Raw genomic sequence first — 21868 nt, 5'->3', positions numbered from 1 at the left:
TTAGATAATCTTCCTGAAAACCCATTGTCCAAGCGGCTCTTTTGAGGATTGTGTTTCTCCAAATTGGGTGTGCTGCCAATCAGCGACCACAACGCCAGAGCTATTCGGTGCGCGATAAACGGGTTGGATTTTGGGTGTCCGGGAACACGTTAACGTAATAGACTATGGCGATGAAAATCATGCTTGCCAAACTCAGACTTACTAAACTCAGGCTTGCCGATGCCTAAACCAATACGCGTGGCCGTGGTTGGAGTCGGCTATCTTGGGCGCATTCACGCCAAGATCTACGCCAACATGGATAACGTGGAGTTGGTTGCGGTGGTTGATGCCGACCCATCGGTTGCTGCCGGCATTGCCGCTAAGCATAACTGTCGAGCGTTAACCCGCACTTGTGGGCTTGAGAGTCAAATCGACGCGGTCAGTATCGCGGTGCCGACCAGTTTGCATTTAGCGGTTGCTCGATCATTCCTCGAGGCCGGGGTGCCTACTTTGCTGGAAAAGCCGGTTGCGCCCAGTGTTGCGGAAAGCGCTGAAATTGTGGAACTTGCCAAGGACAACGGGGCGCTCCTGCAGATTGGTCATTTGGAGCGGTTCAATGCCGGGGTCATGAAACTTGCCGAACTGGCCGGCAGTCCGCGATTTATCGAGGTGCACCGCTTAGGTGAATTTGTCGAACGGGCGACCGATGTTGACGTGGTGACGGATTTAATGATTCATGATATTGATATCGTGTTATCGCTAATCAACTCAGAACTTACTCATATATCCGCCACCGGCACTCGGGTTATCACCGATCATGTTGATATTGCCAACACCCGACTGGAATTTGATAATGGCGCGGTTGCCAATGTGACTGCGAGCCGGGTTTCGCGCAGCCAGTTTAGACGTATCAGAGTGTTTTCCCATGACCTGTATCTGGGCTTGAATTTCAGCGACCAACAACTTGAACAGGTTAAGCCGGGCAAAATTAAATCAGGCGGCAAGTTTCCCGAATTGGTACACCGAAATATTGAGGTAACGCCGCAACGGCCGCTGAATGCGGAACTCGCGCACTTTATCGATTGTGTTGCGCATAACAAACAACCTTTGGTGTCGGGGGACGATGGCTTGCTGGCGGTCAAGGTTGCGCAACGGGTGAGGGAAAAAATCGCCGGGAGCGATTTTTCGCGCAAGCCCCGCAGGGGCGCGTATCAAGGATGATACGCGCAAAAAATCGCCATGAACAATTTTTCGCGCAAGCCCCGCAGGGGCGCGTATCAAGGATGATACGCGCAAAAAATCGCCCTGAACAATTTTCCGCGCAAGCCCCGCCAGGACGCCGGTCGCTCCTGCGCATCCTGCGCCCGCGACCTACGACCGCCAGGGACGGCGGAAGTGCCGATACCGTATGGAACGAGTATCGACCATGCCATCCGTGGCAATATTGCCGGGAACAAAAATCTGCCCTGCCGTCCATGGCAATAATCACGGATACGCGCAAAAAATCGCCCGCAACAATTTTTCGCATAAAAAATCGCCGCATCAAAATCACAGCAACCATGAGTTTCGACAAATGACAATAGAATTATTCCGCGAAGACGGTTACTTGAAACATTGCACGGCGACGGTGGTGTCTGCCGACTCGTGCGGCGTGTGCGTCGACCAAACCGTTTTTTATCCGCTCGGCGGCGGACAGCCCGGCGATACGGGCGTGCTGATCCGCGAAACTGGGCAGCAACTGGAAATTTTGGATTGCTGCAAAGACCGGGATAGCGGCGCGCATCTGCATATCGTTAAAGAAGGGGCGTTGATGCCGGAACTGGGCGAGCGCGTAACCCTGACCTTAAATTGGCAGCGGCGTCATCGACTGATGCGCATGCACAGCTGTATGCACATGCTCTGTGTCGCGGTGCCGGCGCCGGTGACCGGCGGCTCGATTAGCGATGGCAGCGGTCGACTGGATTTCGATCTGCCCCATCCGCCGGGAAAAGAGGATCTCGAGCAACGGCTAAACGAGATTATTCAGGAAAATCATCCGATGACATTAAGCTGGATTACCGATCAGGAAATGCAACAACAACCTGAACTAATACGCACCATGTCGGTGTTGCCGCCAATGGGCGGTGGCAAGGTCAGATTAGTGAAATTCGGCGCCGCGGATTTGCAGCCTTGCGGTGGCACTCATGTCGCCAATAGCGCAGAAATCGGCGCGGTGCGGGTGCAAAGCATCAAAAACAAGGGCAAGCAAAATCGCAGAATCACCATCGAGTTTGCGGAGTAAGCACGGTTAATCCAGGCTGCCATCGGCAGATTGATCCAACTGCTCCAAAGCGCGCAGTTGTTGCGGCGTGTTGATGTTTTCAAACATGTGCGCGGCGTCGGAGAAATCGACAATCGTATAGTCATGCTGGCCGTACCATTTATCAATTTTTCGTTCATTGCCACCCAGAAATGCGCCGAGACTTGTCATTAGTGATTGATGAATCATGGCGTACACAGGTTGTAGCCGGCTGGCGCAAGCGGCAACCGCAATAGCATGATTATTCAAGGCGACCGCCCGTTTCATTTTTTTCACATAGTCGCTTGCCATAAACGGGCCATCGCAGGGCGCGGTAACCATCCACGGGGTTGAAATAGTATTCAGCCCGGTTAACATTCCAGCAAGCGGTCCTTGAAAATCCGTGAGTTGGTCCGAGATTACCGGGTAGCCAAATTTTTCATATTCACTGATATTGCGATTCGCATTAATTAAAATATGATGACATTGCGGTCGTAACGCGCGCGCAATACGCTGCGCCATCGCTTCGCCGCGGAATAGAATCAAACCCTTGTCCTGGCCGCCCATTCGGCGCGCCAATCCGCCAGCCAGGATTAATCCGGTCACCTCGCAAATCGCATCGCCTTGCCTATTACCCATTACTCATGCCCATTACCCATGCCCATTACCCATGCCCATTACCTTTCGTGTCCTTGAATTTTTTATGCCGATGATGGCCGCCGCGCGCGCTGGCCGCCCGCGGTCGATGGGGCGTCGCTCAGTCGATAATTGGCCAACTCAACATGCCGATCGATCAGGCTGTCGAAAACCTGATGGTTGTGGCTGCAAATCAAAATCGCTGTATTTGCACTCTTTAGTCGATGCAGCAGTTTAATAGTCCGGGCACTGGACTGGGTATCCATATTTGCAATCGGTTCATCCAGCAGCATTATCGGTGATTGACGCAGCCATGCTCGCGCTAACGCGACGCGCTGTTGCTGCCCGCCAGAGAGCGTTTTGGCATGGGCCTGCGCATGTCGGGTCAGCAGGCCCCATTCCAAAGCCTGGTCGACGCGCTGCCGGGTTTGCTTTCTGCTCATTGATCCCGGCACCGCCAACGCCATGTTGCGCGACACGCTACCTTCGAACATATAGGGTCGTTGGTGGAGATACATCACATTTTTTAGCAGACGTTTGCGGACATGTTGCCAAGGCTCATCGGTTGCGCCAAAATTGACCGTGCCGAAATCCGGTTTTAACAGGCCGGCAAGTATCCGCAGCAGTGTGGTTTTCCCGGTGCCGTTCTCCCCGGTCAGCAGTATGACTTTTCCGCCATTGAGCACAATCTCGACATCGCTGAGTAACTTGGTCCCGGAAAATGACTTGGAAAACGACCTGGAAAACGACCCGGAAAACGACCTGAAAAACGACCTGGAAAACGCCCCGGGGAACGACTTCGTGATTCTGCTGAATGTTATTTTCTCAGTCATGGCGATAGTGGCCGCGCCCCTGGAAATATTGAAGCAGGATATTCAATATAAATGCCAAAAGTAACAGCACAATTCCCAGGGCAATGCCTTGGGAAAAATTACCCTTGCTGGTTTCCAGCGCGATCGCGGTCGGAATATTGCGGGTATGGTGCAGGATATTGCCGCCCACCATCATCGATGCGCCGACCTCGGCAATGATGCGGCCAAAGCCGGCGAGGAATGCGGCAAGCAGTCCAAATTTTACCTCATAGATGATTAAAAGAAAGGCTCTAAACCCGGGAATTCCTAGTGTTCTTGCGGTTTCCCAGGCATGATGATCGTTGGCCTGGAACGCCGCATGGCTCATTGAAATCAGGATCGGCAGACACAGAATTATTTGCGCGATAATCATCGCGGTTTGGGAAAACAGCAAACGCCAATCGCCCAACGGCCCGTGGTTGGATAACAGGATATACACCACCAGACCGACGACCACAGCGGGGAACGCCAGCAACGTGCTGAAGATCGAAATCAACAGCCGCCGGCCGATGAAATTGAAATAGGCCAATATGAAGGCAACGCCAAGCGCAAATGGGCTTGTGATCAGTATGGCGGTGCATGAAACCCGAAAAGAGATGCCGATTATTTCCCATAGCGCAACATCCCCGCTAAACAGCAGGCTGAGAGCGTCTATCGTGGTCGAGGCGAGAGATTGCAAGGCAAATGTTCAAGTGTCCGCTAGTCGGATTTATCGGATTATACGTCAGGCGATGGCGCATCGATGGAGGAGATTGATGGATGAGATTCCTTCGGATCTGGGGACACAATACGGAACTATTAATAGACTGTACCCTGTGCAACATTATTCTATTAAACTGCTGGTTTCAGTAGCGCATTAAATGTAACATTAACTTAAGGAGTAAATTATGGCCAGGATGGCTAGAACAGTGTTTGAGGGTGTGCCCCACCACATCACACAGCGAGGAAATAGAAGACAACAGGTATTCTTTTGCGATGAGGATTATCTAACTTACCTTAATCTGATAACGACCTATTGCCATTTGGGTAAGGTGGAGATTTGGGCTTATTGTTTGATGCCAAATCATGTTCACTTAGTTGTGGTGCCAAATGACAAAGAACAGCTAGCCCAATCAATCGGAGAAGCACATCGCAGATATACGAGGTACATTAATTTTCGTGAAAATTGGAAAGGTTATTTATGGCAAGGGCGATTTTCATCGAATCCGATGGATGAAGCTTACTTATACTCGACGGTTCGATACGTTGAACTCAATCCAGTTAGGGCCGGGTTAGTTGATTCTGCAGAAAAATACAGATGGTCTAGTGCGCGTGCGCATTTAACACAAGAAAATGACGGAGTTGTAACTGTGACGCCCATGCTCGAACGGATAGAAGACTGGGTGCAGTATTTGTCGGATGATCATGGCGAAGCAAGAGACAAGCTAATCCGCCTTCACTCAAGAACTGGACGACCTTTGGGTTCAGATTGTTTCGTGGACAAACTAGAACATCTATGCGGAAAGTCGCTTCGTCCAGGTAAACCGGGCCCGAAGGCTGTTGCTAAATAATTCCGTATTGTGTCCCCAGAATTGCAGATCAATCTTGCCGCGAAATCCGGCAATCAAAAGCGAAGATAAAATTTCCTTGTTGTCGCCGTGGAAAAGCAGATTGTAATTGGCCTTGACAAATTCTTTGTAGGACGGCTCGGCCGGCGGTCTTTTAACACCCACCGTTTCACATAACTGCGCTGGAAAATGCCGCACCACATCCAGAGGCTTCTGGCCAACCCAATGGAGCATTGGGCGACCTTTGAGTGGAGTGATTTTTAATGGATTTTTTGCAGACATACCATGGGATAGGTTTAGACAAGTTATGTCATCACTTGATACACACCTTTACCGAGATGATTTTCAACAATCTTGACGCAGAGAGTGGTTTCAAAAGTTACCGTCGTTGCGTGAAAAACAGAAAGAACGGCATCCTGCAAATCTTGATCTTCTTCCAAACGTTTTACATTTAGATTAAACGATTTCAATTTATCGAAATCCAACGGACGATTATGTGTTTTGTGTTCGTTGGCGTTAGCCAACAATGCAGCAGCTTTTGTCGCTTCTGACTGGCTCAAGCGCATATATTTATGAAGCCAGTCCGCAACCATTTTCTGAGATAATTCTATAGCCCGTGCACAATCATCAAGTAACCCTGGTGGCCAGTTTGAAATTCTGGTAGTCCACAAGGGCAATGTTGAAATATCTATTTTTGTTTCCTCTTTTGCCTTGTTGAATTCATTGATAATCGAATGGGCAGCAAAATAATGTCCAGCGTTGGCTACTTGAGGGTCAGTTGGTCCCAGCGCGGAATGATGACCCATCAAAACTTCGTCGGCAGCGCAAGCAATCATGGTTGCGGCAGACATCGCATTTTGCGGAACAATTACACGAATATGTTTGTATTGTTTCCGTAGATAACAAACAATTTGCTCCGCTGCCGCCAATGAGCCGCCGGGAGAGTGAAGGATTAAGTCCAGTTTGTCAGAACGAGAATTGTCGGAGCGCCTTAATTCCGAAATCACCGACATCAAATGCTGGACATCTGAATCGTTAATAATAAGTGAATTCCCCGGTATATTGGGCTTTGGTTGTGAAAAATTTGTTGCGTATAGAATCACATCCCGTTTTACAAGGTCGTACAATTTCTTTAAATATTTCCGACGGAGCACATCTTGCGCTTGCGTTTCTGAAATCTTACGCCGAATATCCGATAAATTTGGCATTAGGATTCTCTATGTGTGCAATTAGTGAGAGTTTCTACTTTCACATGCGGCGGCTCCTTGTGTGACAGCTTGAAGGCAATATCAACCGCTTTTTTGAGATCGTCCGATATCAACTGATTGCCTTGGCGAACAAGATGTTGTTTTTCCTGTTCAACTTGATCTGGTTTCGGGGTTGTTTGGTTATTCATGATTTTCTCCTCATAGGTTATTGAAATTAATGTTACGTCGATAGGATGGTTGACATCAAATCACTCTTTTTCCTTAATCCACTCGTGGATATCGCTTAGAGCGACAGGCGATACTATACTCCCTTCGCAATATATAACATGATATGTATAGGTCCATAACATATGGCACTCCGGTTGGTTAATCATCAGGGATTGTATAGGAGAAAGCAGGGCCAATGCCTGGTGAGGTCGTTCGGTGTTGTAAAACACCAGCCAGTCGGCCAGTTCTCGGTTAAAAGCATCCGGGTCAGTGAACAGTAAATCCTCGTGGTAGTCGACGAAACTCTCCTGAATGGTGCGGTTGAAGCGTTCACAATGGGCGTTCATTTTCGGCGACCTCGGATAGGTCCACCAGTGGGTGATGTGATTGCGTTTGAGTTCGCTTTCGAAGTCTTTCATAAACTCCGAGCCGTTGTCGGAGAGGATGTATCGGATGGTGGTTGGGGTCAGGGCGATGAGGGAGCGCAGGGCGTGTGCGGCGCGGCGGCTGCTACGGGAGGTGGACACCCAGGCGAAGCGCGAGCGGGGGTCGATGAAGGTGAAGATATAGCGTCGGATGCCATCACGGACGCGCTCCACGGTTGCTCCATGGGGGCGGTGGAGATGCCCTTGGGGCGGCGTGTTTTGCGGGTTGGGCGCAGTGGCTTGTGGCGTCCGCGGCGATCCAGCCGCAGCGGGGCGTGGCGCATCTTATCGGGCTCACGGTCGATGATGCGTCCGATAGTGGAGACACTGGGGCGGGGACATTTATGGGTCTGGCACCAGGTTTTGATGAGCACCGACAAAGGGAGTTTTCCGATATTCGGACGGACCTTACGCAAGCGGCGGATTTCGTCCACCACTTCACGCCAGGCAAATGTGCATGACTCACAAGAGAGGGACAAACTGCTGGTCAAAACCCATGGGCAAGTTTACGCGGACAGCGCATATGCCAATCAGGAAAACGACCAGAAACTGGGCCGGCAAAACAATAAAGTTCTGCACCGGGCTTATAGAAACAAACCGTTAACCGACCAACAAAAACAGCAAAACAGGCAACGTTCAGGCATCCGTTATATCGTCGAGCGCACCTTTGGGCTATTAAAACAACATCACGGATTAGGTCAGGCAAGACGCCTTGGGCTGGAAAGAAACAAAAGCAGAGCGCAACTGATTGCGATGACTCATAATCTTAAAACCGGGATGAATATTTTCAAGCAAATGCGAAGTTCACCGGCGTGTTGCGTCTAAAAGGCGGGGGAAAGGCAAAACAGCAACCCAACCAACCAAAGCAAGTAAATCGGGTTGGTTTGTGAGCGTTTTTCAAGAAAAACGAGGCTTTTTGGAAATATCTTTAGGGTGTTAACGAGTCAAGACCCTGAAAAATGTCAGAAGTGAGATTACGAGAAATGATTATGGATTATGCAAAAGTCTCATTAGAATACACAATCGCTACCTGTCAAGTGGTTGTATAAGTCTGTGGATTCAACCCTTAAGTGCAACAGAGGGTATGCCGAATAGCACTTGATTTGGCGTTTTCATGCTAAGACAGTTGCGTGGTCGGTTGTTGAGTTGCCAGCCATTGATGACGGCAGCACCCGTGCCAGTTGCGTGGTCTTGATGGTCGCAAGATCATAGGTCTTGGGAAAATACTGTCGTATCAGTCCATGGGTATTCTCATTGCTGCTGCACTCGCAAGGCGTACAGGGCTGGGCGAAGTAACAATCGCTGTTCAGGACACCGGCAACCGCCCATGATCGGTGCATTCGCTACCCTTGTCCGAGCTCAACGTGAGGCCCCGATCTTTGATGGGGGCAAGATTTCTGACCAACCACTGACCCACCACACGCGCCGTTCTATCGGGCAGGATGTCAATCTACACAAACCGCGAGACCCGATCCACCTCAGCATAACGGCGGTATTGTTTTTCCCATAGACCCTTCCAACGCCCAATCGCCGAGCCTGGATCTTTGCTCGACCACCGCCGGGCCTTGCTCTCGCGACACCCGATTAGGATGCGGTGCATCTCGCGGCTGATCGTGCGACTGCTCACGCCGATAATATCAGCGATGGCTTGTTGCGAATATCCTTACCCCAATCCATTGGCAATCTGGTATCTTTGAAGGCCGGTGAGAGGTGTGCAGGATTTCATAATGGCAACGCCTTATATTGATTGACGGGAAAACCAAAATGCGACCGCATCTCACCTTTCCTTCATCGGGGAAGTTGTGCTACGGGTAGCGGTATCTCCAATGCCGAGCAAGCTTGTTCAAATTCATCCCGGAACTCACCGCCAGCGACCCGGATGTCATGAATCGGCAACGCGGTGGTTTGGTCATACACCGCCCAACTGCAACAGGATGCGATACGTTTCGCTTTTCATCGGCATCGGGTGGTCATCGGGTTGCGGTGATTTAAGTGAATGGATTTCACCTCAGACCACCCGATTTTTGGTTCAAGATACTTTAAGCGGTCGATTTCGGATAGATTTTAGCAGATATTGACACCCATTTTCGTGGCGCATATTGAAGCGAAACTCACACTCTTTCAAAGGAGTCCGGCTACGCCGGACGACATATTTAACTGGATTCCCGCCTGCGGCGAGAATGACGGGTTGGGGGGACAATGGTGAATCGCAAAGTGTGACTCTCTTTGAGACGCCAATGGTAAATAATTGTCATGCAAAGCGTGACACTAAAACGTGCTCTGGCGCAGCCGGACATTTTCTCTCGTGTGCCATTGGCGTCTCAACGCGCCTTTGTCCTCTCAATTCACTATTACCTATCATTCGTCATTGCCCGGCCCATATTATTATTGGTCGGGCAATCCAGTGGAATATGCCGTCCGGCGTAGCCGGACTCATTTGCGGCGTAGCCGCGCCGTTCGATGCGAGAATGACGGCCGAGAGGGCGGTGCTAAAACACCGCTGAAAAGGAACAAAACGGGCAATGAATCAGTGAACACATACGCTCGCATTGCCCGGCGATGCGTTGTCTGATTTGAGTATACAATCGGCTGGTCGCCGGGCCAGAGATGCCAGTGATTTGAGCGACTTTGCAAGCCTCGATATCAAGGCAAAACAGCCGTGGAATCGCCCTGAATGTTGCCTCTGATATTCTTGAATGCTTTATGTATCGGTTTTTCATTGATACTATTGGGGTTTAGCACATTATAAGCACCTTTATAGTATCTTGAACCCGATTTTTTATCAGCCCACAGTCTCGGATGTGTATGAGACCGCACCGGTCAAGTTGTCCCTATCCGGTATTTCGCATGCCTGCGGCAATGCCGTTGATGGTGACTAATAGCGCATCCAGGGTCTTGTCATCGTCTTGCTCTCTTAGCCGCGCCAGCAGTTCAACCTGCAACAGGTTTAGCGGCACCATATAAGTGTTTCTGACATCAACCGACTGGCGCACCACGGGTACGTTTTCGAGCGGTATTTTGTGTTGGGTAATATCCAGCAACAGCCCAACGGTTTGGTGAAATTTTTCGCGCAAGGTTTGACCGAAATACTGGAGTTCCTTGCGCACCAGGCGTTCGTCGTAGATCGCGGAAATATTCGGGTTTGACTTTGAAAACACCATTTCGATGGCATTCAACGTGGTCTTGAAAAAGGGCCAATGCTGTTCCATTTCCATTAAGGTATCCTTGTTGCCGTTATCCACGGCCTGCTGTAATGCGCCGCCGACGCCTAACCATGCGGGCAGAAGTAGCCGCGTTTGCGTCCAGGCGAATATCCAGGGAATAGCGCGCAAATATTGTATGCCGCCGCCGGCGCGTCTGCGCGCCGGTCGGCTGCCGATTTTTAGATTGCCAATTTCCTGTTGCGGGGTGGCTTGCCGAAAGTACTCGACAAAGTCGTCATGATGCCGGACGATGCTATGAAATTCGCCGACGGCTTCCCCGGACAGTTCGGTCATTTGTCGGCGCCATTGCTTTTTGGGTTTGGGCGGCGGTGTCAGCGTCGCTTCAAGCACGGCGCCGAGATAAACCTGCAAGGTTTCCGTTGCCATCCCCGGCAAGCCATACTTGGCTTGGATGACTTCCCCTTGTTCGGTGATGCGAATAGAGCCATTCACGGAGCCCGGCGGCTGGGATAATATGGCTTCCTTGGCGGGCCCGCCGCCGCGCGCCACGGTGCCGCCGCGACCGTGAAACAAAGTCAGTTCGATGTCATGTTTTGCAAATACTTCGACCAGTTGTTCCTGCGCCTGGTACAGCCCCCAGGAGGCGGACAGAATACCGGCGTCTTTGGCGGAATCCGAATAACCGATCATGACTTCGTGTTTGCCGTTTATGGATTGCTTGTACCACGGGTCGCGGAACAGGGTATCCATACATTGACCGGCACCTTCCAGATCATCCAATCGTTCAAACAGCGGCACGACTCGCAACGGGTGCTTAATGCGACATTCCTTTTGCAACAATGTCACCGCGAGAATATCGGACGGGCTGGTTGCCATTGAGATGACATAAGCGCCAAAGGATTGGTGATTTTCCGCGGCAATCATTCGAAATGTGGTCAGCACTTCTTTCACTTGTGCGCTGGCATCATCGGCTTCGGGGAAAGTCGAGGCAATCAGCGGGCGGTTGCTTTGCAGTTCCTTCAATAAAAATTCCTGGCGTTGTTGTTCGTTCCACTCAACGTAGCTGCCGAGTCCTAAAAACCGGGTGATCGCGTCCAGGGTTTCGGCATGGCGCGCCGCTTCCTGACGTATGTCCAATTTAAACATGGTCAGGCCGAAGGCGCCCAGTCGTCGCAGAATATCGGTTAACCGACCATCGGCAATCATTTCATCGCCGCAATCAATCAGCGATTGGTAACACAGCATCAGCGGCTGCTGCAGGTCGTCTCGGGCTTGGTAGATGTCGCCAGCATCGCGGCGGATTTTTGGCGCGCGCGCGGCGCCGGATTTTTCCTCCGCCGCGCAACGCTCAAGCACCCGCGCGTGGTGCTTTATGGTTACGTCCAATTTTTTCAACACGCCGTCAAGCAGCGCCCGATAGGGCTCCAAAACCCGGTCGCCGACCACCTGCCGCAATGCTTGGTTGGATTTGGACATCGACAGGTCGCGGCGCAACGCATCGATTTCCGCCCAAAACATTTCGGCGGCTTTCAAGCGCGACAACGCGCAAACCTGAGCGGTGATTGTTGGCGTGGTATTGGGGTTGCCATCGCGGTCGCCGCCCATCCACGAACCAAAGCGAATGGGCACGGCTTTCAGCGGCAGCCGTTTTCCGGTTACCTTGCGCATGGCGTGGTCAAGTTCGCGCAAAATGCGCGGCACAACATCCCAAAGGGAATGTTCCATGGCAACCAGCCCGGTTTTTGCTTCATCCACCGGCGTTGGGCGCAGCCGCCTTATTTCATCGGTCTCCCACACTTCGGCAATGGCGCGATGTAGCCCAAGTTTGATTTCAAACCGTTCGGTGTCCGATAGATCGTGACCATCCTGCTCGGCTAACAAGCCGGCAATGCGTTGAAATTTTGATGACACGCTGCGCCGCAAAATTTCGGTCGGGTGCGCGGTTAGTATGAGATCAATATTAAGTTTGCAAACTTGCTCGTATAAATCTTCAGGTTTTATCTTCGCATTGATTAAGTTTCTCAGTTCCGATTCCAGAAACCCGCCGGGGTGGGTGGTTGCCGATTGTTCATCAGTGCAGCCGGTAAATCGATATTTTTGCGCCGCAAGGGCGCGCCGCTGACGTATTTGGTGGTGTTGCTCGGCGATGTTTGCAAGATTCAGAAACAAGGTGAAAGCGCGGGCAAGATTGAAAAGATGCACCGGTCTCAATCCAGATAAAATTTCGATCAGTTTCTGAGTTTGGTCGGCATCGCCGCGGCGCGCTTGCTTGGCCACGCCGCGCACTTCCTCGATCAGGTTGAACAACTTGTCGCCATGCCGCTGTTTAATTGTTTCGCCGAGCAGATTGCCGAGCAGTCGCACATCGGCGCGCAAGGCTTCATGTTGATCCTGATTTGATTTGGCCTGTCTCGATTTGGCTCGACTTGATTCGGCCTGGCTTGAATTGATATGTTCCAAAGGTAGTTTTTATGATCGACAAAAGAGTGGTCGTATTTTATACGAGTACAATTTTTAATGGCTGATATTCAATATAAATTAGCGTGGCCATCAATTAATATGCAACTTGTCTGGGGGAAAGGGTAAAATCCGCACACTTTTAATACGCTATGCCGTGGCTACATTAGCCCGTTATCCGCAGCCTGATTCCAACATTCCGCCATGTTCTTTATCATGTTCTATTTATTTTTAGCCTCTTTGCAAGCCGTGTAGCCATGTCTGGGCGCCACTTCATTCCCCATCCCTCCAGGATTAGAAATTTTTCCATCATCGCGCATGTTGATCATGGCAAATCCACCTTGGCCGATCGATTCATTCAGCTTTGCGGCGGCTTGGAGCAGCGCGAAATGAAGGAGCAGGTTCTTGATTCAATGGAATTGGAGCGCGAACGCGGCATCACCATAAAAGCGCAAAGCGTCGCCCTGCAATACCAGGCAAACGATGGGCAGGTCTATCAACTCAACCTGATCGATACCCCCGGCCATGTGGATTTTTCGTATGAAGTGTCGCGATCATTGACCGCTTGTGAAGGTGCTTTGCTAGTGGTCGATGCCGCGCAAGGCGTTGAAGCCCAGACTGTGGCTAATTGTTATACCGCGGTGGACCTTGGATTAACCGTCATCCCGGTGCTTAACAAAATTGACTTGCCCGCAGCCGAGCCCGAGCGCGTGCTTCAGGAAATCGAGGATGTCATTGGACTTGATAGTCATGCCGCCTTGTCGGTGAGCGCGAAAACCGGGCAGGGCGTAGAGGGTGTGCTTGAGCAAATAGTGACCCTGTTGCCGCCGCCGCGTGGTAGCGAAAGCGCGCCGTTGCGCGCGCTGATCATTGATACCTGGTTTGACAATTATCTTGGCGTGGTTTCCTTGATTCGGATTATGGAGGGGGTCTTGAATGCCGGGCGCACGCGGATAAAAATGATGTCAACGATGCGGGATTATCAGGTCGAAAATATTGGCGTGTTCACACCTAAGCCGTGTCATGTTGAAAAACTGTCGGCCGGGAATGTGGGTTATTTGATCGCGGGGTTGAAAGAGATTAAATCAGCGCGCGTCGGCGACACCGTAACCTTAACCAATCAGCCTGCCGAGCAGCCATTGCCGGGCTTTAAAAAAATCAAGCCGACCGTGTTTGCAGGACTGTATCCGATTAACAATGCTGATTTCGCGGCATTCAGGGTGGCCTTGGATAAGCTGAGTTTGAACGACGCCTCGTTGGTGTTTGCGCCTGAATCCTCGCAGGCTCTGGGGTTTGGATTCAGGTGCGGATTTTTAGGCATGTTGCATATGGAAATAGTGCAGGAACGCCTGGAGCGGGAGTATCAGATTGAACTGATTACCACCTCGCCGACGGTCGTTTATGAGATACTTCAGAACAATGGCGAAGTGCTGTTTATTGATAATCCGGCGGATTTACCGGAGCGGTCGAAAATTGAGTTAATCAAGGAGCCTTATTTGAGCGCGCGGATTCTGGTGCCGCATGACTACGTGGGCGCGGTCATTTCGCTGTGTGTTGAAAGACGCGGCATTCAGAAAAATATCCATTACCATGGTCGTCAGGTGATGCTGGAATTTGAAATGCCATTGAATGAGGTGGTGGTGGATTTCTTCGATCATCTAAAATCCGTTAGTCGCGGTTATGGGTCGCTGGATTATGAGTTTATTGAAAGCCGCCCGGCTGATATGGTTAAGGTGGATATACTCATTAATGGCGAGAAAGTTGCGCCGCTGTCGGTATTAGTGCATAAAGCGCAAAGCCAGCATCGCGCCCGGGAATTGGTGTCGCGAATGAGAAAACTGATTCCCAGGCAAATGTTTGATGTCGCCATCCAGGCTGCCATTGGCGCTAAAATCATCTCTCGAGAAACGGTCAAGGCATTACGGAAAAATGTAACCGCAAAATGTTACGGTGGCGACATCACCAGAAAACGCAAATTGCTGGAAAAACAAAAAGCCGGCAAGAAAAGAATGAAACAAATTGGCTCCGTTGCCATCCCTCAAGAAGCTTTTTTATCCATTTTGCAGATAGAGCGAGACTGACTGCACCATGAAACAATTAATATTCAGATTAACTATTTAACCTCTTTTGACTTTCGGGCGTGATCTGTGGATTTTTCGATTATTTTATTTATTGCACTGCTGGTGACCGGCAGCATTATCCTGTTGCACAAAATTTTCTCCAAACGGAAAAACAGCGTTGCGCCCGGTTTGGATACAGGAGGGCTGGACGCCGAAGGAAAGGCAATAAGGTCAGAGCCGATTATTGTTGAATACGCCAGGGCTTTGTTTCCGGTGATACTGGTCGTGTTTGTACTTCGATCTTTTATCGTTGAACCATTCAGGATTCCGTCCGGCTCAATGCTGCCGAGTTTGCATATTGGAGATTTTATTTTAGTCAACAAGTTTTCCTACGGCATTCGATTGCCGATTATCAATAAAAAAATATTATCGGTCAGCAGCCCGAAACGGGGAGACGTGATGGTATTCAGGTATCCGATTGATCCAAAATTGAATTTTATCAAGCGCGTGATCGGACTGCCGGGCGACATCCTCACTTATAAAGACAAGCGACTTTCAATCAATGGGCAGCCGATTGAGGCTGAGGATGACGGTAAGTACGCGTACACGCAAGTGCGGCTCAAGGGGCAATCCGCGGATCAATTCATTGAAACCATAGACGGCGCCACTCATAAAATTCTGCTGGACAGCTCCCGCAGGTCGCGGAACTTGGAACGGGTGATTGTCCCCCCGGGCCACTATTTTGTAATGGGCGACAACCGCGACCACAGCAATGACAGCAGATACTGGCGCTTTGTGCCCGAAGAGAATGTGGTGGGGCGCGCCTTTTTCATCTGGTTCAGTTGGAAAGGCCTGAGCGGCGGCGGCGTGGAATGGAGTCGAATCGGCGATTTCATTGAGTGATTTTAGTGAGTGGCATGTCCAGTGATTCAGCCGCGAGCGAACCCCTGGCTCTAGAAAAAAACTTAAGGTATAAATTCAAGGATACAGGCATATTGGCGCAAGCGTTGTCGCATCGCAGCGTGGGCAGCCCGAACAACGAGCGTCTGGAATACTTAGGGGACAGCATCCTTGGGTATGTCATCGCGGAGTTTCTCTATCATCGGTTCCCGGAACTGCCCGAAGGGGATTTAACCAAAATGCGCGCCGCGCTGGTGTGTCAAAAAACATTGTCAAGCCTGGCAAGAGAGTTGGATTTTCAGGCGCATTTGATCATGGGCAGCGGGGAGGTAAAAAGCGGTGGTTGCAATCGGGATTCTATTTTGTCCGATGCCTTTGAGGCGGTGGTGGGTGCGCTTTATCTGGATGGCGGAATGTCGGCGGTAAAACATGTGTTGGAAAAATTATACCAAGAGCTGCTCGAGACCATCAAGCCCGCTGAACTGAAAGACAGCAAAACATTGTTACAGGAAGTCCTGCAAAAGCAGGAATTACCGCTGCCAGTCTATCAGGTCATCGAGCAGTCCGGCCAAGCCCATCGCTTGACTTTCACGGTGTCGTGCACAGTTCCAGGCATTGAATCGGCGTTTATTGCGACCGGCAATAGCCGAAAAAAAGCGGAGCAAAGCGCGGCTGCGCTTGCAGTCGAAGCCTTAAACCAATAACCGGTCAATGATCATGGCTCAGCATCGTTTTGGATTCGCAACATTGGCGGGCCCGCCAAACGTCGGCAAGTCCACACTGCTGAACCGAATTATTGGCCAAAAAATATCCATTGTTTCCAGACGGCCGCAGACCACGCGGCATAGAATTTTAGGCATTAAAACGCTGCCCGAATTCCAGATTGCATTTGTTGATACCCCGGGACTGCACGGCGAGCTGCAAAAAAGCCAGCAAAAAACCCGGCAAAAAACCCAGCGAAAAACCCAGCGAAAAACATTAAGTAAAGTAATCAATAAAACGGCCATCAGCAGTATGTCCGACGCGGATGTGATCTTATTTATGATTGACTATAAAGGCTGGTCGGAATCCCGGTCCGCGGTTTTCAGACATGCCAAATCAAAAAACACGCCGATTATTTTGCTCATCAATAAAATTGATCGGCTTAAAGACAAATCCCGGTTATTGCCCCTGATTCAGGAATCGAAAAACCGGCACGATTTTGTCGAAATCGTGCCCATTTCGGCGCTCAAACTGGAACCCATAAATGATTTCCTAAAAACGGTATCCCGACATCTGCCGGCCGGCCCGGCCGGGTTTCCAGAGGATCGGATTGCCGATCGTTCCGAACGGTTCCTGGCTGCGGAATTGGTCAGGGAGCAAATATTCATGACGCTCGGCCAGGAGTTGCCTTATGCCATCGCGACTGCAGTCGATAAATTTGAAACCAATGAGCGGGGCGTTCTGTGTATTGATATTGTGATTTGGGTAGAAAAAATCGGACAAAAAGCCATCGTGATCGGCAAGCAGGGGCAACAACTTAAAACTATTGGCATGAATGCGCGCAAGCAGATGGAAAGGTCGTTTAATAAAAAAGTTTATCTGAGCCTCTGGGTAAAAGTGAAGCAAGGATGGGCCGACAAAGCCGCGCTACTGCATGCTCTTGGATACACCGAAAACTAGCGGCCTGCCGTAGCGAACCTGAAGCCAGCCGCCCCGTGAAGGTCAATCAACAATCCGGCTACATACTGCATCGCCAGTCTTATCGGGAAAGCAGCTTATTGGTTCAAATATTCACTCGGAATTTTGGCAGGCTGACGTTAATTGCAAAAGGTTGTCGAACCAAAAAATCTCAGGTTCAGGGGTTGTTTTTATCCTTTAAGCCATTGCTGCTAAGTTGGACCGGAAAGGGTGAGTTGCCCATTTTGACTTCAATCGAGCAAACCGGCTTCTGTCCGCAACTGGATGCTTCCAGAGTCGCTTGCGGCTACTACATAAACGAACTCATTCTAAAATTGCTGCACCGCCATGATCCTCATGCAGCGCTGTATGATAAATACGATAAGGCGGTTTTTGAATTATCGGATAAAAAAAATCCAAATACGGTGTTGCGCGTATTTGAAAAATACTTGCTTCAGGAAATTGGCTTTGGGCTGGTGCTCGACCATGACGTTGAAAGCGGAGAACCCATTGCAGCAGATCATCGTTATCAATATTTTCCGCAGCAGGGCCCGATAGCAACCAATCGGCAGCACGGCAATATTATTTCCGGCGCCACGCTAATCGCGTTGCAAAATGAAGAATTTAAATCGGCTCATGATCGATCTCAGGCGCGCTGGCTTACCCGGTTGCTGATTGATATCCAGTTAAATGGAAAAGAGTTGAGATCGCGCCGGGTGATGCGGGAAATGAAACGCTACCAGGCGCGGATTTCAGATAAAAGCTGAATACAATCAAGCGTTGCCGGCAATACGGAAATGCAGTTGATTTTTTTGCTCGTGCCAGATTAACGCTGCCGGGTCGAGGTCGCAGGTCGCTGGAATTTCTTCTTCATAATAATGAAACCGGTCAGTGCCGCGCACCAACAACGCACTATAGCCCGGCAACTTGGTCTGGCGCACATGCGGCGCGATGTACTGAATGTTGAGCCCGATGCGCCGGTCATGGCTGTGGTTGGGCAGGGAGGAATGCAAAGTCCAGCCGTGATGAAAGGAGGCTTGACCCGGCATAAGCGGGCAATGCATCGCATCTGGTTCATTCACGCCGTGCACCTGTTGGCTTTGGAACAGCACATTATTTTCGTCCGGATGCGAAATGTCGTGTTCCATCTGGCCGTTGACATGGCTGCCGGGGATCATGCGCATGCAGCCGCTTTGTTCGTCGGCGACCGTCAACGCCAGCCATACCGATACCTGCTCAGCGCCGTCCAGCCCCCAGTAAGTGAGATCCTGATGCCAACTGACATAGGCCGGCGTGTTGGCTTCCTTGATGATATAAGTGGTGTTGTACAGCAGGATATCCGCGCCCAGAATCTGCTCCACCACATCAAGCACCGCGGGGTGCGTCGCCAGTTGGTAAGGCGAGCGCAAAATGGTATGCACCTTTGCCAGGTAATGCAACCGCCCGATGCGGCGCTCCGCATCCTGCACGCATCGCCGATGTCGCAGGGCTTGTTTCTGGCTGAGCACATCAACCGGGGACAAAAAACCCAGTTTGTCATAGTCGCTTTTCAGGGTCATGGTCATGGACATGGGCGAATCCTCGCATGATTAGTCAATAGTCTATAAGTCCACCGCATTTGGCGCTCGGATTGATATTGTATCAGGCATTGTACACAAGATTGCAAGCCGCGACATTAAAAAAACAACGCCAGAGACAAACGGACAAAATCGCTGTCACGCAGGCTGAAACTGAGGTTGTCGGCAGCGACATTTGAAAATGCCTGAGCCTCTAAACTGATACGTGCATCAGCCCACAAAAATTTACCGGCACGGCGATTGGCTTCAATCCTGAAGCTGGATGTTTGATCGTCCAGGTCAATCAATGCGCCGGCCAGAACCTCGGAGCTTTGCGCATCGTTAAACCCTAAACGCAGTCCCAGGAACAGGTCGTTCTGAAAAGCGACCGCCATGCGATTACCCCGACTGTCATGGTGGTATTCGGCCAGCGCCCCAAGGTCGAACAGCCCATCCGACATACCGTAGAAACTGTACTCGAAGCCGCCGACCACGGCGGTGAAATCTTGCGCGCAAAAATCAATATGGTGACGAAATTCACGTCTAATGGCTTCGAGTTTCCACAGCCAGGCGCCGCTTGTCGCCTGGACATCGAGTCCATATTGATCAATCTGCGCATAAAAGGGAACCCGCCAACTATCGCAATTGAAGATTGGATCGCGGGAAGTGCCGCGAAACCAGGAAAATCCATAGTCAACAATACCGCGATAGCCGCTAAAACGCAGCGCATAGTCAACGTGATCAGCGCCGTCAGCGGATTGGTATTGAGGATGGTTATGCACTTCAAAGGGCAGGGCAAGGGGATTTTCACGCGACAGGAATTTCCGTTCCCGAAAACCCGGCAGGGCAAACAATGTCAATGCGCTTTGGTCGAAGGTGCGGCTCAGTCGCAACATCGGCTGGCCCAACTTGTCCTCGCCATCGATGCCCTCGAGGAAATCGGTTTGGTTGATCACGTCCACCAGATGACTGGATTCCGCGACTCCCCAGAACACCTTGCTCACGCCGGCCAGGGTTTCCCAGTTACCAGCCACGTGCACCACATTGAGTTCGCGAATATCGGTATGCCGCCGTGCCTGGTCTTTATTGTCCCATCGGCCAAAAGACGTGAACGTGAATATCGTGTCGCCGCCGTTGAAACTGTGCTTGAATTCGGGCTTGATACTGACTGCAAAATTGCTGTCGAAGCGCGCCGAATCGCTATCTGCGCCGGTATAGCCGCGCGCCTCGACCTCCAGGATGTAACTGGATTCAATGCCGTGTGCGATGGGTGCGCCGAGCAACAACATAAACGCCACCGCCGACGATGCCAGCCGGATGGATGTGTGCATAAAAAGTGGTCGCGTTACAACAATCGCTTCAGCGCGTTTTGGCTAAAGTCCAGTGCATCCAGCGGCGTCTCAAAATCATAATTGCTCCAGTTCAAGCGAGTGCTCTTGCCGGTCTGGTGATTGGTCATCTCGAACCGGTCGGCGCGCCAGTAACCGCCGGCGTATTGCTTGAAGCCGATCATCTCCAAGGTCTTCAGCAGCGCATCCTTGCGGTCATAAAACTCGACCTTAATGTTGCGATACTGCGCCTTGTCGACCCAGGTGATCTGGCGCGTATACGCGGAATTTTCGTATTGCGGAATGCGCTCGATAACATAGCATTGATAGCCCGCGCCGCACGCTTCTTCGCGCAACAGTTTGTAGGTGTATTTTTCTATTTCCTGCGAGCCGAGGTCTTCAAAAGCGAATTCGCTGCCCATGAACGGGCCGGATTTGTTCTTGGACGAAATGCGTTTGACGCGCTTGATCGAGGGCAGGAACAGCCACTGGTCATCCGGCGCCAGACCATGCGAGAAGGTCAGCATAGCGGTCCCGGCCACGTCCTTGGGCTGTTTGAACAGAGACAGCGATTTATCGCCATCACCGCTGACCTCCAGTTGGCGATTGGTGATCCTGCGGTGGCTTTCCCGGCCGGCGCGGTTGCGCAGAATCATTTCCATATCGGCACTCATATGCTTCCAACCGCTATCGCGCTGGTCGGCGGCAATGGCAATTTCGGTGCCGAGTTGCTCGGCAGTCTGAGCGAACGCCGGATTAAACGCCAGGCCAAACAGCGTCAGGAAACCCAGCTGAGCAACCATGACAGTTTTTACGATAACTTTGACGAAAGGCATTTTTCCTCCTTTGGAATGAATTAATTTAGGTTCAAGATACTTTAAGGTATAGTGAAATGGTCATAACGAATTGTTCTATAAATTAAAAACAAGCATGTCATTCGCTGCCGAATTTCGGAGAATAAATTCAGGGCGATTCCACGGCTGTTTTGCCTTGATATCGAGGCTTGCAAAGTCGCACAAAACACCGGCATCTCTGGCCCGGCGACCAGCCGATTGTATACTCAAATCAGACAACACATCGCCGGGCAATGCGAGCGTATGTGTTCACTAATTCATTGCCCGTTTTGTTCCTTTCCGGCGGTGTTTTAGCGCCGCCCTCTCGGCCGTCATTCTCGCCGGCAGGCGGAAAGAATCGCCCTCCCTGCCGTCATTCTCGCCGAAGGCGGAAAAAACCGCTGGGAGCGATTTTTCGCGAGCGAAGCGAGCCCGAAGGGCGCGTATCAGGGATGATACGCGCAAATCCAGTTAAATATCTGTCACGCGTAGCGTGACTCTTTATTGGCATCCGGCTTTGCCAGACACAAACCGGCGGCTACGCCGCAAATGAGTCCGGCTACGCCGGACGGCATATTCCACTGGATTGCCCGGCCAATAATAATATGGGCCGGGCAATGACGACCCTCATTTGTCATTCTCGCCGGCAGGCGGGAATCCAGAGTGGCGTAGCCGCCGGTTGTGTCACGCTTTGCGTGACAATTATTTACCATTGTCCTCTCAAAAGGACTCATTGCCTTCCGATTCACCATTGTCCCCCCAGCCCGTCATTCTCGCCGC

At 51.0% G+C, this 21868-nt stretch carries 26 protein-coding genes; 12 read left to right on the top strand and 14 right to left on the bottom strand.

Features of this window, described 5'->3' with window-relative positions; all coding sequences use genetic code 11:
- The first annotated feature begins 219 nt into the window (after positions 1-219).
- Both ACP158_RS11130 and ACP158_RS11125 read left to right on the top strand, forming a co-directional pair.
- Positions 220-1200 carry a Gfo/Idh/MocA family protein gene (locus ACP158_RS11130; protein WP_424946196.1) on the top strand — a complete coding sequence of 327 codons (981 nt, stop codon included), beginning with the start codon at positions 220-222 and terminating at the stop codon, positions 1198-1200.
- Positions 1201-1552: 352 nt separating this feature from the next.
- Positions 1553-2260: an alanyl-tRNA editing protein gene (locus tag ACP158_RS11125; protein ID WP_424946195.1), complete on the top strand. Its 708-nt coding sequence runs from the start codon at positions 1553-1555 to the stop codon at positions 2258-2260.
- A 6-nt stretch (positions 2261-2266) separates the two neighbouring features.
- On the opposite strand, the gene mobA is transcribed toward ACP158_RS11125, so the two are convergent.
- From mobA to ACP158_RS11110, 3 genes are all read right to left on the bottom strand, one after another.
- Complete coding sequence (gene mobA, locus ACP158_RS11120) at positions 2267-2896, bottom strand: molybdenum cofactor guanylyltransferase MobA (RefSeq protein WP_424946194.1); 630 nt, start codon at positions 2894-2896, stop codon at positions 2267-2269.
- Positions 2897-2958: 62 nt separating this feature from the next.
- Positions 2959-3726, bottom strand: a complete 768-nt coding sequence (locus tag ACP158_RS11115; protein ID WP_424946193.1) for an ABC transporter ATP-binding protein — start codon at positions 3724-3726, stop codon at positions 2959-2961.
- A complete protein-coding gene (locus ACP158_RS11110) occupies positions 3719-4423 on the bottom strand; it encodes an ABC transporter permease (protein WP_424946192.1) in 705 nt (234 codons plus the stop codon). The genes ACP158_RS11115 and ACP158_RS11110 overlap by 8 nt, the downstream gene beginning before the upstream one ends.
- 208 nt (positions 4424-4631) lie before the next feature.
- On the opposite strand from ACP158_RS11110, the gene ACP158_RS11105 reads away from it, so the two are divergent.
- On the top strand, positions 4632-5294 hold the full coding sequence (locus ACP158_RS11105) for a transposase (RefSeq protein WP_424946191.1): 663 nt from the start codon (positions 4632-4634) through the stop codon (positions 5292-5294).
- Here the strand turns inward: ACP158_RS11105 and ACP158_RS11100 are convergent.
- From ACP158_RS11100 to ACP158_RS11085, 4 genes are read right to left on the bottom strand one after another with little or no spacing between them, the layout of a single operon-like run.
- Positions 5238-5573 (bottom strand): hypothetical protein, encoded by a 336-nt coding sequence (locus tag ACP158_RS11100; RefSeq protein ID WP_424946190.1) that lies wholly within the window; start codon positions 5571-5573, stop codon positions 5238-5240. The genes ACP158_RS11105 and ACP158_RS11100 overlap by 57 nt on opposite strands.
- Positions 5574-5596: 23 nt before the next feature.
- On the bottom strand, positions 5597-6499 hold the full coding sequence (locus ACP158_RS11095) for an SDH family Clp fold serine proteinase (RefSeq protein WP_424946189.1): 903 nt from the start codon (positions 6497-6499) through the stop codon (positions 5597-5599).
- Positions 6499-6687 carry a hypothetical protein gene (locus ACP158_RS11090; protein WP_424946188.1) on the bottom strand — a complete coding sequence of 63 codons (189 nt, stop codon included), beginning with the start codon at positions 6685-6687 and terminating at the stop codon, positions 6499-6501. The genes ACP158_RS11095 and ACP158_RS11090 overlap by 1 nt, the downstream gene beginning before the upstream one ends.
- Before the next feature lie 60 nt (positions 6688-6747).
- Positions 6748-7305, bottom strand: a complete 558-nt coding sequence (locus tag ACP158_RS11085; protein ID WP_424946187.1) for an integrase core domain-containing protein — start codon at positions 7303-7305, stop codon at positions 6748-6750.
- Positions 7306-7497: 192 nt separating this feature from the next.
- Here ACP158_RS11085 and ACP158_RS11080 point away from each other — a divergent pair, with 192 nt between their 5' ends.
- Positions 7498-7956, top strand: coding sequence for a transposase (locus tag ACP158_RS11080; RefSeq protein ID WP_424946186.1), 459 nt, complete (start codon positions 7498-7500; stop codon positions 7954-7956).
- A 287-nt stretch (positions 7957-8243) separates the two neighbouring features.
- On the opposite strand, the gene ACP158_RS11075 is transcribed toward ACP158_RS11080, so the two are convergent.
- A complete protein-coding gene (locus ACP158_RS11075) occupies positions 8244-8471 on the bottom strand; it encodes a hypothetical protein (protein ID WP_424946185.1) in 228 nt (75 codons plus the stop codon).
- A 499-nt stretch (positions 8472-8970) separates the two neighbouring features.
- On the opposite strand from ACP158_RS11075, the gene ACP158_RS11070 reads away from it, so the two are divergent.
- From ACP158_RS11070 to ACP158_RS11060, 3 genes are all read left to right on the top strand, one after another.
- Complete coding sequence (locus ACP158_RS11070; RefSeq protein WP_424946184.1) at positions 8971-9123, top strand: hypothetical protein; 153 nt, start codon at positions 8971-8973, stop codon at positions 9121-9123.
- Between the two features lie 82 nt (positions 9124-9205).
- Positions 9206-9337 (top strand): hypothetical protein, encoded by a 132-nt coding sequence (locus tag ACP158_RS11065; RefSeq protein ID WP_424946183.1) that lies wholly within the window; start codon positions 9206-9208, stop codon positions 9335-9337.
- 31 nt (positions 9338-9368) lie between these two features.
- Positions 9369-9635 carry a hypothetical protein gene (locus ACP158_RS11060; RefSeq protein WP_424946182.1) on the top strand — a complete coding sequence of 89 codons (267 nt, stop codon included), beginning with the start codon at positions 9369-9371 and terminating at the stop codon, positions 9633-9635.
- On the opposite strand, the gene ACP158_RS11055 is transcribed toward ACP158_RS11060, so the two are convergent.
- Together ACP158_RS11055 and ppc are read right to left on the bottom strand one after the other, a co-directional pair.
- A complete protein-coding gene (locus tag ACP158_RS11055; protein WP_424946181.1) occupies positions 9621-9851 on the bottom strand; it encodes a hypothetical protein in 231 nt (76 codons plus the stop codon). The genes ACP158_RS11060 and ACP158_RS11055 overlap by 15 nt on opposite strands.
- 111 nt (positions 9852-9962) lie before the next feature.
- Positions 9963-12671, bottom strand: coding sequence for a phosphoenolpyruvate carboxylase (gene ppc, locus ACP158_RS11050; protein ID WP_424948453.1), 2709 nt, complete (start codon positions 12669-12671; stop codon positions 9963-9965).
- A gap of 338 nt (positions 12672-13009) precedes the next feature.
- Between ppc and lepA the strand changes: the two genes are divergently transcribed.
- The 5 genes from lepA to recO all read left to right on the top strand — a co-directional run bounded on the left by lepA (position 13010) and on the right by recO (position 18138).
- Positions 13010-14833, top strand: a complete 1824-nt coding sequence (gene lepA / locus ACP158_RS11045; RefSeq protein ID WP_424946180.1) for a translation elongation factor 4 — start codon at positions 13010-13012, stop codon at positions 14831-14833.
- A gap of 66 nt (positions 14834-14899) precedes the next feature.
- Entirely contained in the window at positions 14900-15715 is an 816-nt protein-coding gene (gene lepB / locus ACP158_RS11040; RefSeq protein WP_424946179.1) for a signal peptidase I, read from the top strand.
- Positions 15716-15729: 14 nt separating this feature from the next.
- Positions 15730-16416: a ribonuclease III gene (gene rnc, locus ACP158_RS11035; RefSeq protein ID WP_424946178.1), complete on the top strand. Its 687-nt coding sequence runs from the start codon at positions 15730-15732 to the stop codon at positions 16414-16416.
- 13 nt (positions 16417-16429) lie between these two features.
- Positions 16430-17374, top strand: coding sequence for a GTPase Era (era, locus tag ACP158_RS11030; RefSeq protein ID WP_424946177.1), 945 nt, complete (start codon positions 16430-16432; stop codon positions 17372-17374).
- A complete protein-coding gene (recO, locus tag ACP158_RS11025) occupies positions 17323-18138 on the top strand; it encodes a DNA repair protein RecO (RefSeq protein ID WP_424946176.1) in 816 nt (271 codons plus the stop codon). Before era ends, recO begins: the two co-directional genes overlap by 52 nt.
- 6 nt (positions 18139-18144) lie before the next feature.
- Here recO and ACP158_RS11020 read toward each other — a convergent pair whose 3' ends face one another.
- The 4 genes from ACP158_RS11020 to ACP158_RS11005 all read right to left on the bottom strand — a co-directional run bounded on the left by ACP158_RS11020 (position 18145) and on the right by ACP158_RS11005 (position 21801).
- Positions 18145-18942, bottom strand: coding sequence for a phytanoyl-CoA dioxygenase family protein (locus tag ACP158_RS11020; protein WP_424946175.1), 798 nt, complete (start codon positions 18940-18942; stop codon positions 18145-18147).
- 104 nt (positions 18943-19046) lie between these two features.
- The gene (locus tag ACP158_RS11015; protein WP_424946174.1) at positions 19047-20258 is read right to left on the bottom strand and encodes a hypothetical protein; all 1212 of its coding nucleotides are present in this window, start codon (positions 20256-20258) and stop codon (positions 19047-19049) included.
- A gap of 14 nt (positions 20259-20272) precedes the next feature.
- Entirely contained in the window at positions 20273-21091 is an 819-nt protein-coding gene (locus tag ACP158_RS11010) for an outer membrane lipoprotein-sorting protein (RefSeq protein ID WP_424946173.1), read from the bottom strand.
- Between the two features lie 479 nt (positions 21092-21570).
- A complete protein-coding gene (locus tag ACP158_RS11005; RefSeq protein ID WP_424946172.1) occupies positions 21571-21801 on the bottom strand; it encodes a hypothetical protein in 231 nt (76 codons plus the stop codon).
- Positions 21802-21868: the final 67 nt, after the last annotated feature.

The sequence above is a fragment of the Candidatus Spongiihabitans sp. genome, from assembly GCF_965247905.1.
GTDB lineage: Bacteria > Pseudomonadota > Gammaproteobacteria > Arenicellales > Poriferihabitantaceae > Spongiihabitans.
Note: the sequence above shows the minus strand (reverse complement) of the source record. Positions and strands in the feature narration are given on the sequence as shown.

What these genes read in the sequence shown, in the direction of transcription:
- ACP158_RS11060 (WP_424946182.1), top strand. Translation starts at nt 9,369, where the DNA reads ATGGTAAATAATTGTCATGCAAAGCGTGACACTAAAACGTGCTCTGGC.
- recO (WP_424946176.1), top strand. Translation starts at nt 17,323, where the DNA reads ATGGGCCGACAAAGCCGCGCTACTGCATGCTCTTGGATACACCGAAAA.
- rnc (WP_424946178.1), top strand. Translation starts at nt 15,730, where the DNA reads ATGTCCAGTGATTCAGCCGCGAGCGAACCCCTGGCTCTAGAAAAAAAC.
- ACP158_RS11090 (WP_424946188.1), bottom strand. Translation starts at nt 6,687, where the DNA reads ATGAATAACCAAACAACCCCGAAACCAGATCAAGTTGAACAGGAAAAA.
- ACP158_RS11125 (WP_424946195.1), top strand. Translation starts at nt 1,553, where the DNA reads ATGACAATAGAATTATTCCGCGAAGACGGTTACTTGAAACATTGCACG.
- ACP158_RS11075 (WP_424946185.1), bottom strand. Translation starts at nt 8,471, where the DNA reads ATGCACCGATCATGGGCGGTTGCCGGTGTCCTGAACAGCGATTGTTAC.
- ACP158_RS11015 (WP_424946174.1), bottom strand. Translation starts at nt 20,258, where the DNA reads ATGCACACATCCATCCGGCTGGCATCGTCGGCGGTGGCGTTTATGTTG.
- lepA (WP_424946180.1), top strand. Translation starts at nt 13,010, where the DNA reads ATGTCTGGGCGCCACTTCATTCCCCATCCCTCCAGGATTAGAAATTTT.
- ACP158_RS11100 (WP_424946190.1), bottom strand. Translation starts at nt 5,573, where the DNA reads ATGTCTGCAAAAAATCCATTAAAAATCACTCCACTCAAAGGTCGCCCA.
- ACP158_RS11130 (WP_424946196.1), top strand. Translation starts at nt 220, where the DNA reads ATGCCTAAACCAATACGCGTGGCCGTGGTTGGAGTCGGCTATCTTGGG.
- ACP158_RS11010 (WP_424946173.1), bottom strand. Translation starts at nt 21,091, where the DNA reads ATGCCTTTCGTCAAAGTTATCGTAAAAACTGTCATGGTTGCTCAGCTG.
- ACP158_RS11020 (WP_424946175.1), bottom strand. Translation starts at nt 18,942, where the DNA reads ATGTCCATGACCATGACCCTGAAAAGCGACTATGACAAACTGGGTTTT.
- ACP158_RS11080 (WP_424946186.1), top strand. Translation starts at nt 7,498, where the DNA reads ATGAGCACCGACAAAGGGAGTTTTCCGATATTCGGACGGACCTTACGC.
- ACP158_RS11115 (WP_424946193.1), bottom strand. Translation starts at nt 3,726, where the DNA reads ATGACTGAGAAAATAACATTCAGCAGAATCACGAAGTCGTTCCCCGGG.
- ACP158_RS11005 (WP_424946172.1), bottom strand. Translation starts at nt 21,801, where the DNA reads ATGGTAAATAATTGTCACGCAAAGCGTGACACAACCGGCGGCTACGCC.
- era (WP_424946177.1), top strand. Translation starts at nt 16,430, where the DNA reads ATGGCTCAGCATCGTTTTGGATTCGCAACATTGGCGGGCCCGCCAAAC.
- ACP158_RS11105 (WP_424946191.1), top strand. Translation starts at nt 4,632, where the DNA reads ATGGCCAGGATGGCTAGAACAGTGTTTGAGGGTGTGCCCCACCACATC.
- ACP158_RS11055 (WP_424946181.1), bottom strand. Translation starts at nt 9,851, where the DNA reads ATGAAAAACCGATACATAAAGCATTCAAGAATATCAGAGGCAACATTC.
- ACP158_RS11095 (WP_424946189.1), bottom strand. Translation starts at nt 6,499, where the DNA reads ATGCCAAATTTATCGGATATTCGGCGTAAGATTTCAGAAACGCAAGCG.
- mobA (WP_424946194.1), bottom strand. Translation starts at nt 2,896, where the DNA reads ATGGGTAATAGGCAAGGCGATGCGATTTGCGAGGTGACCGGATTAATC.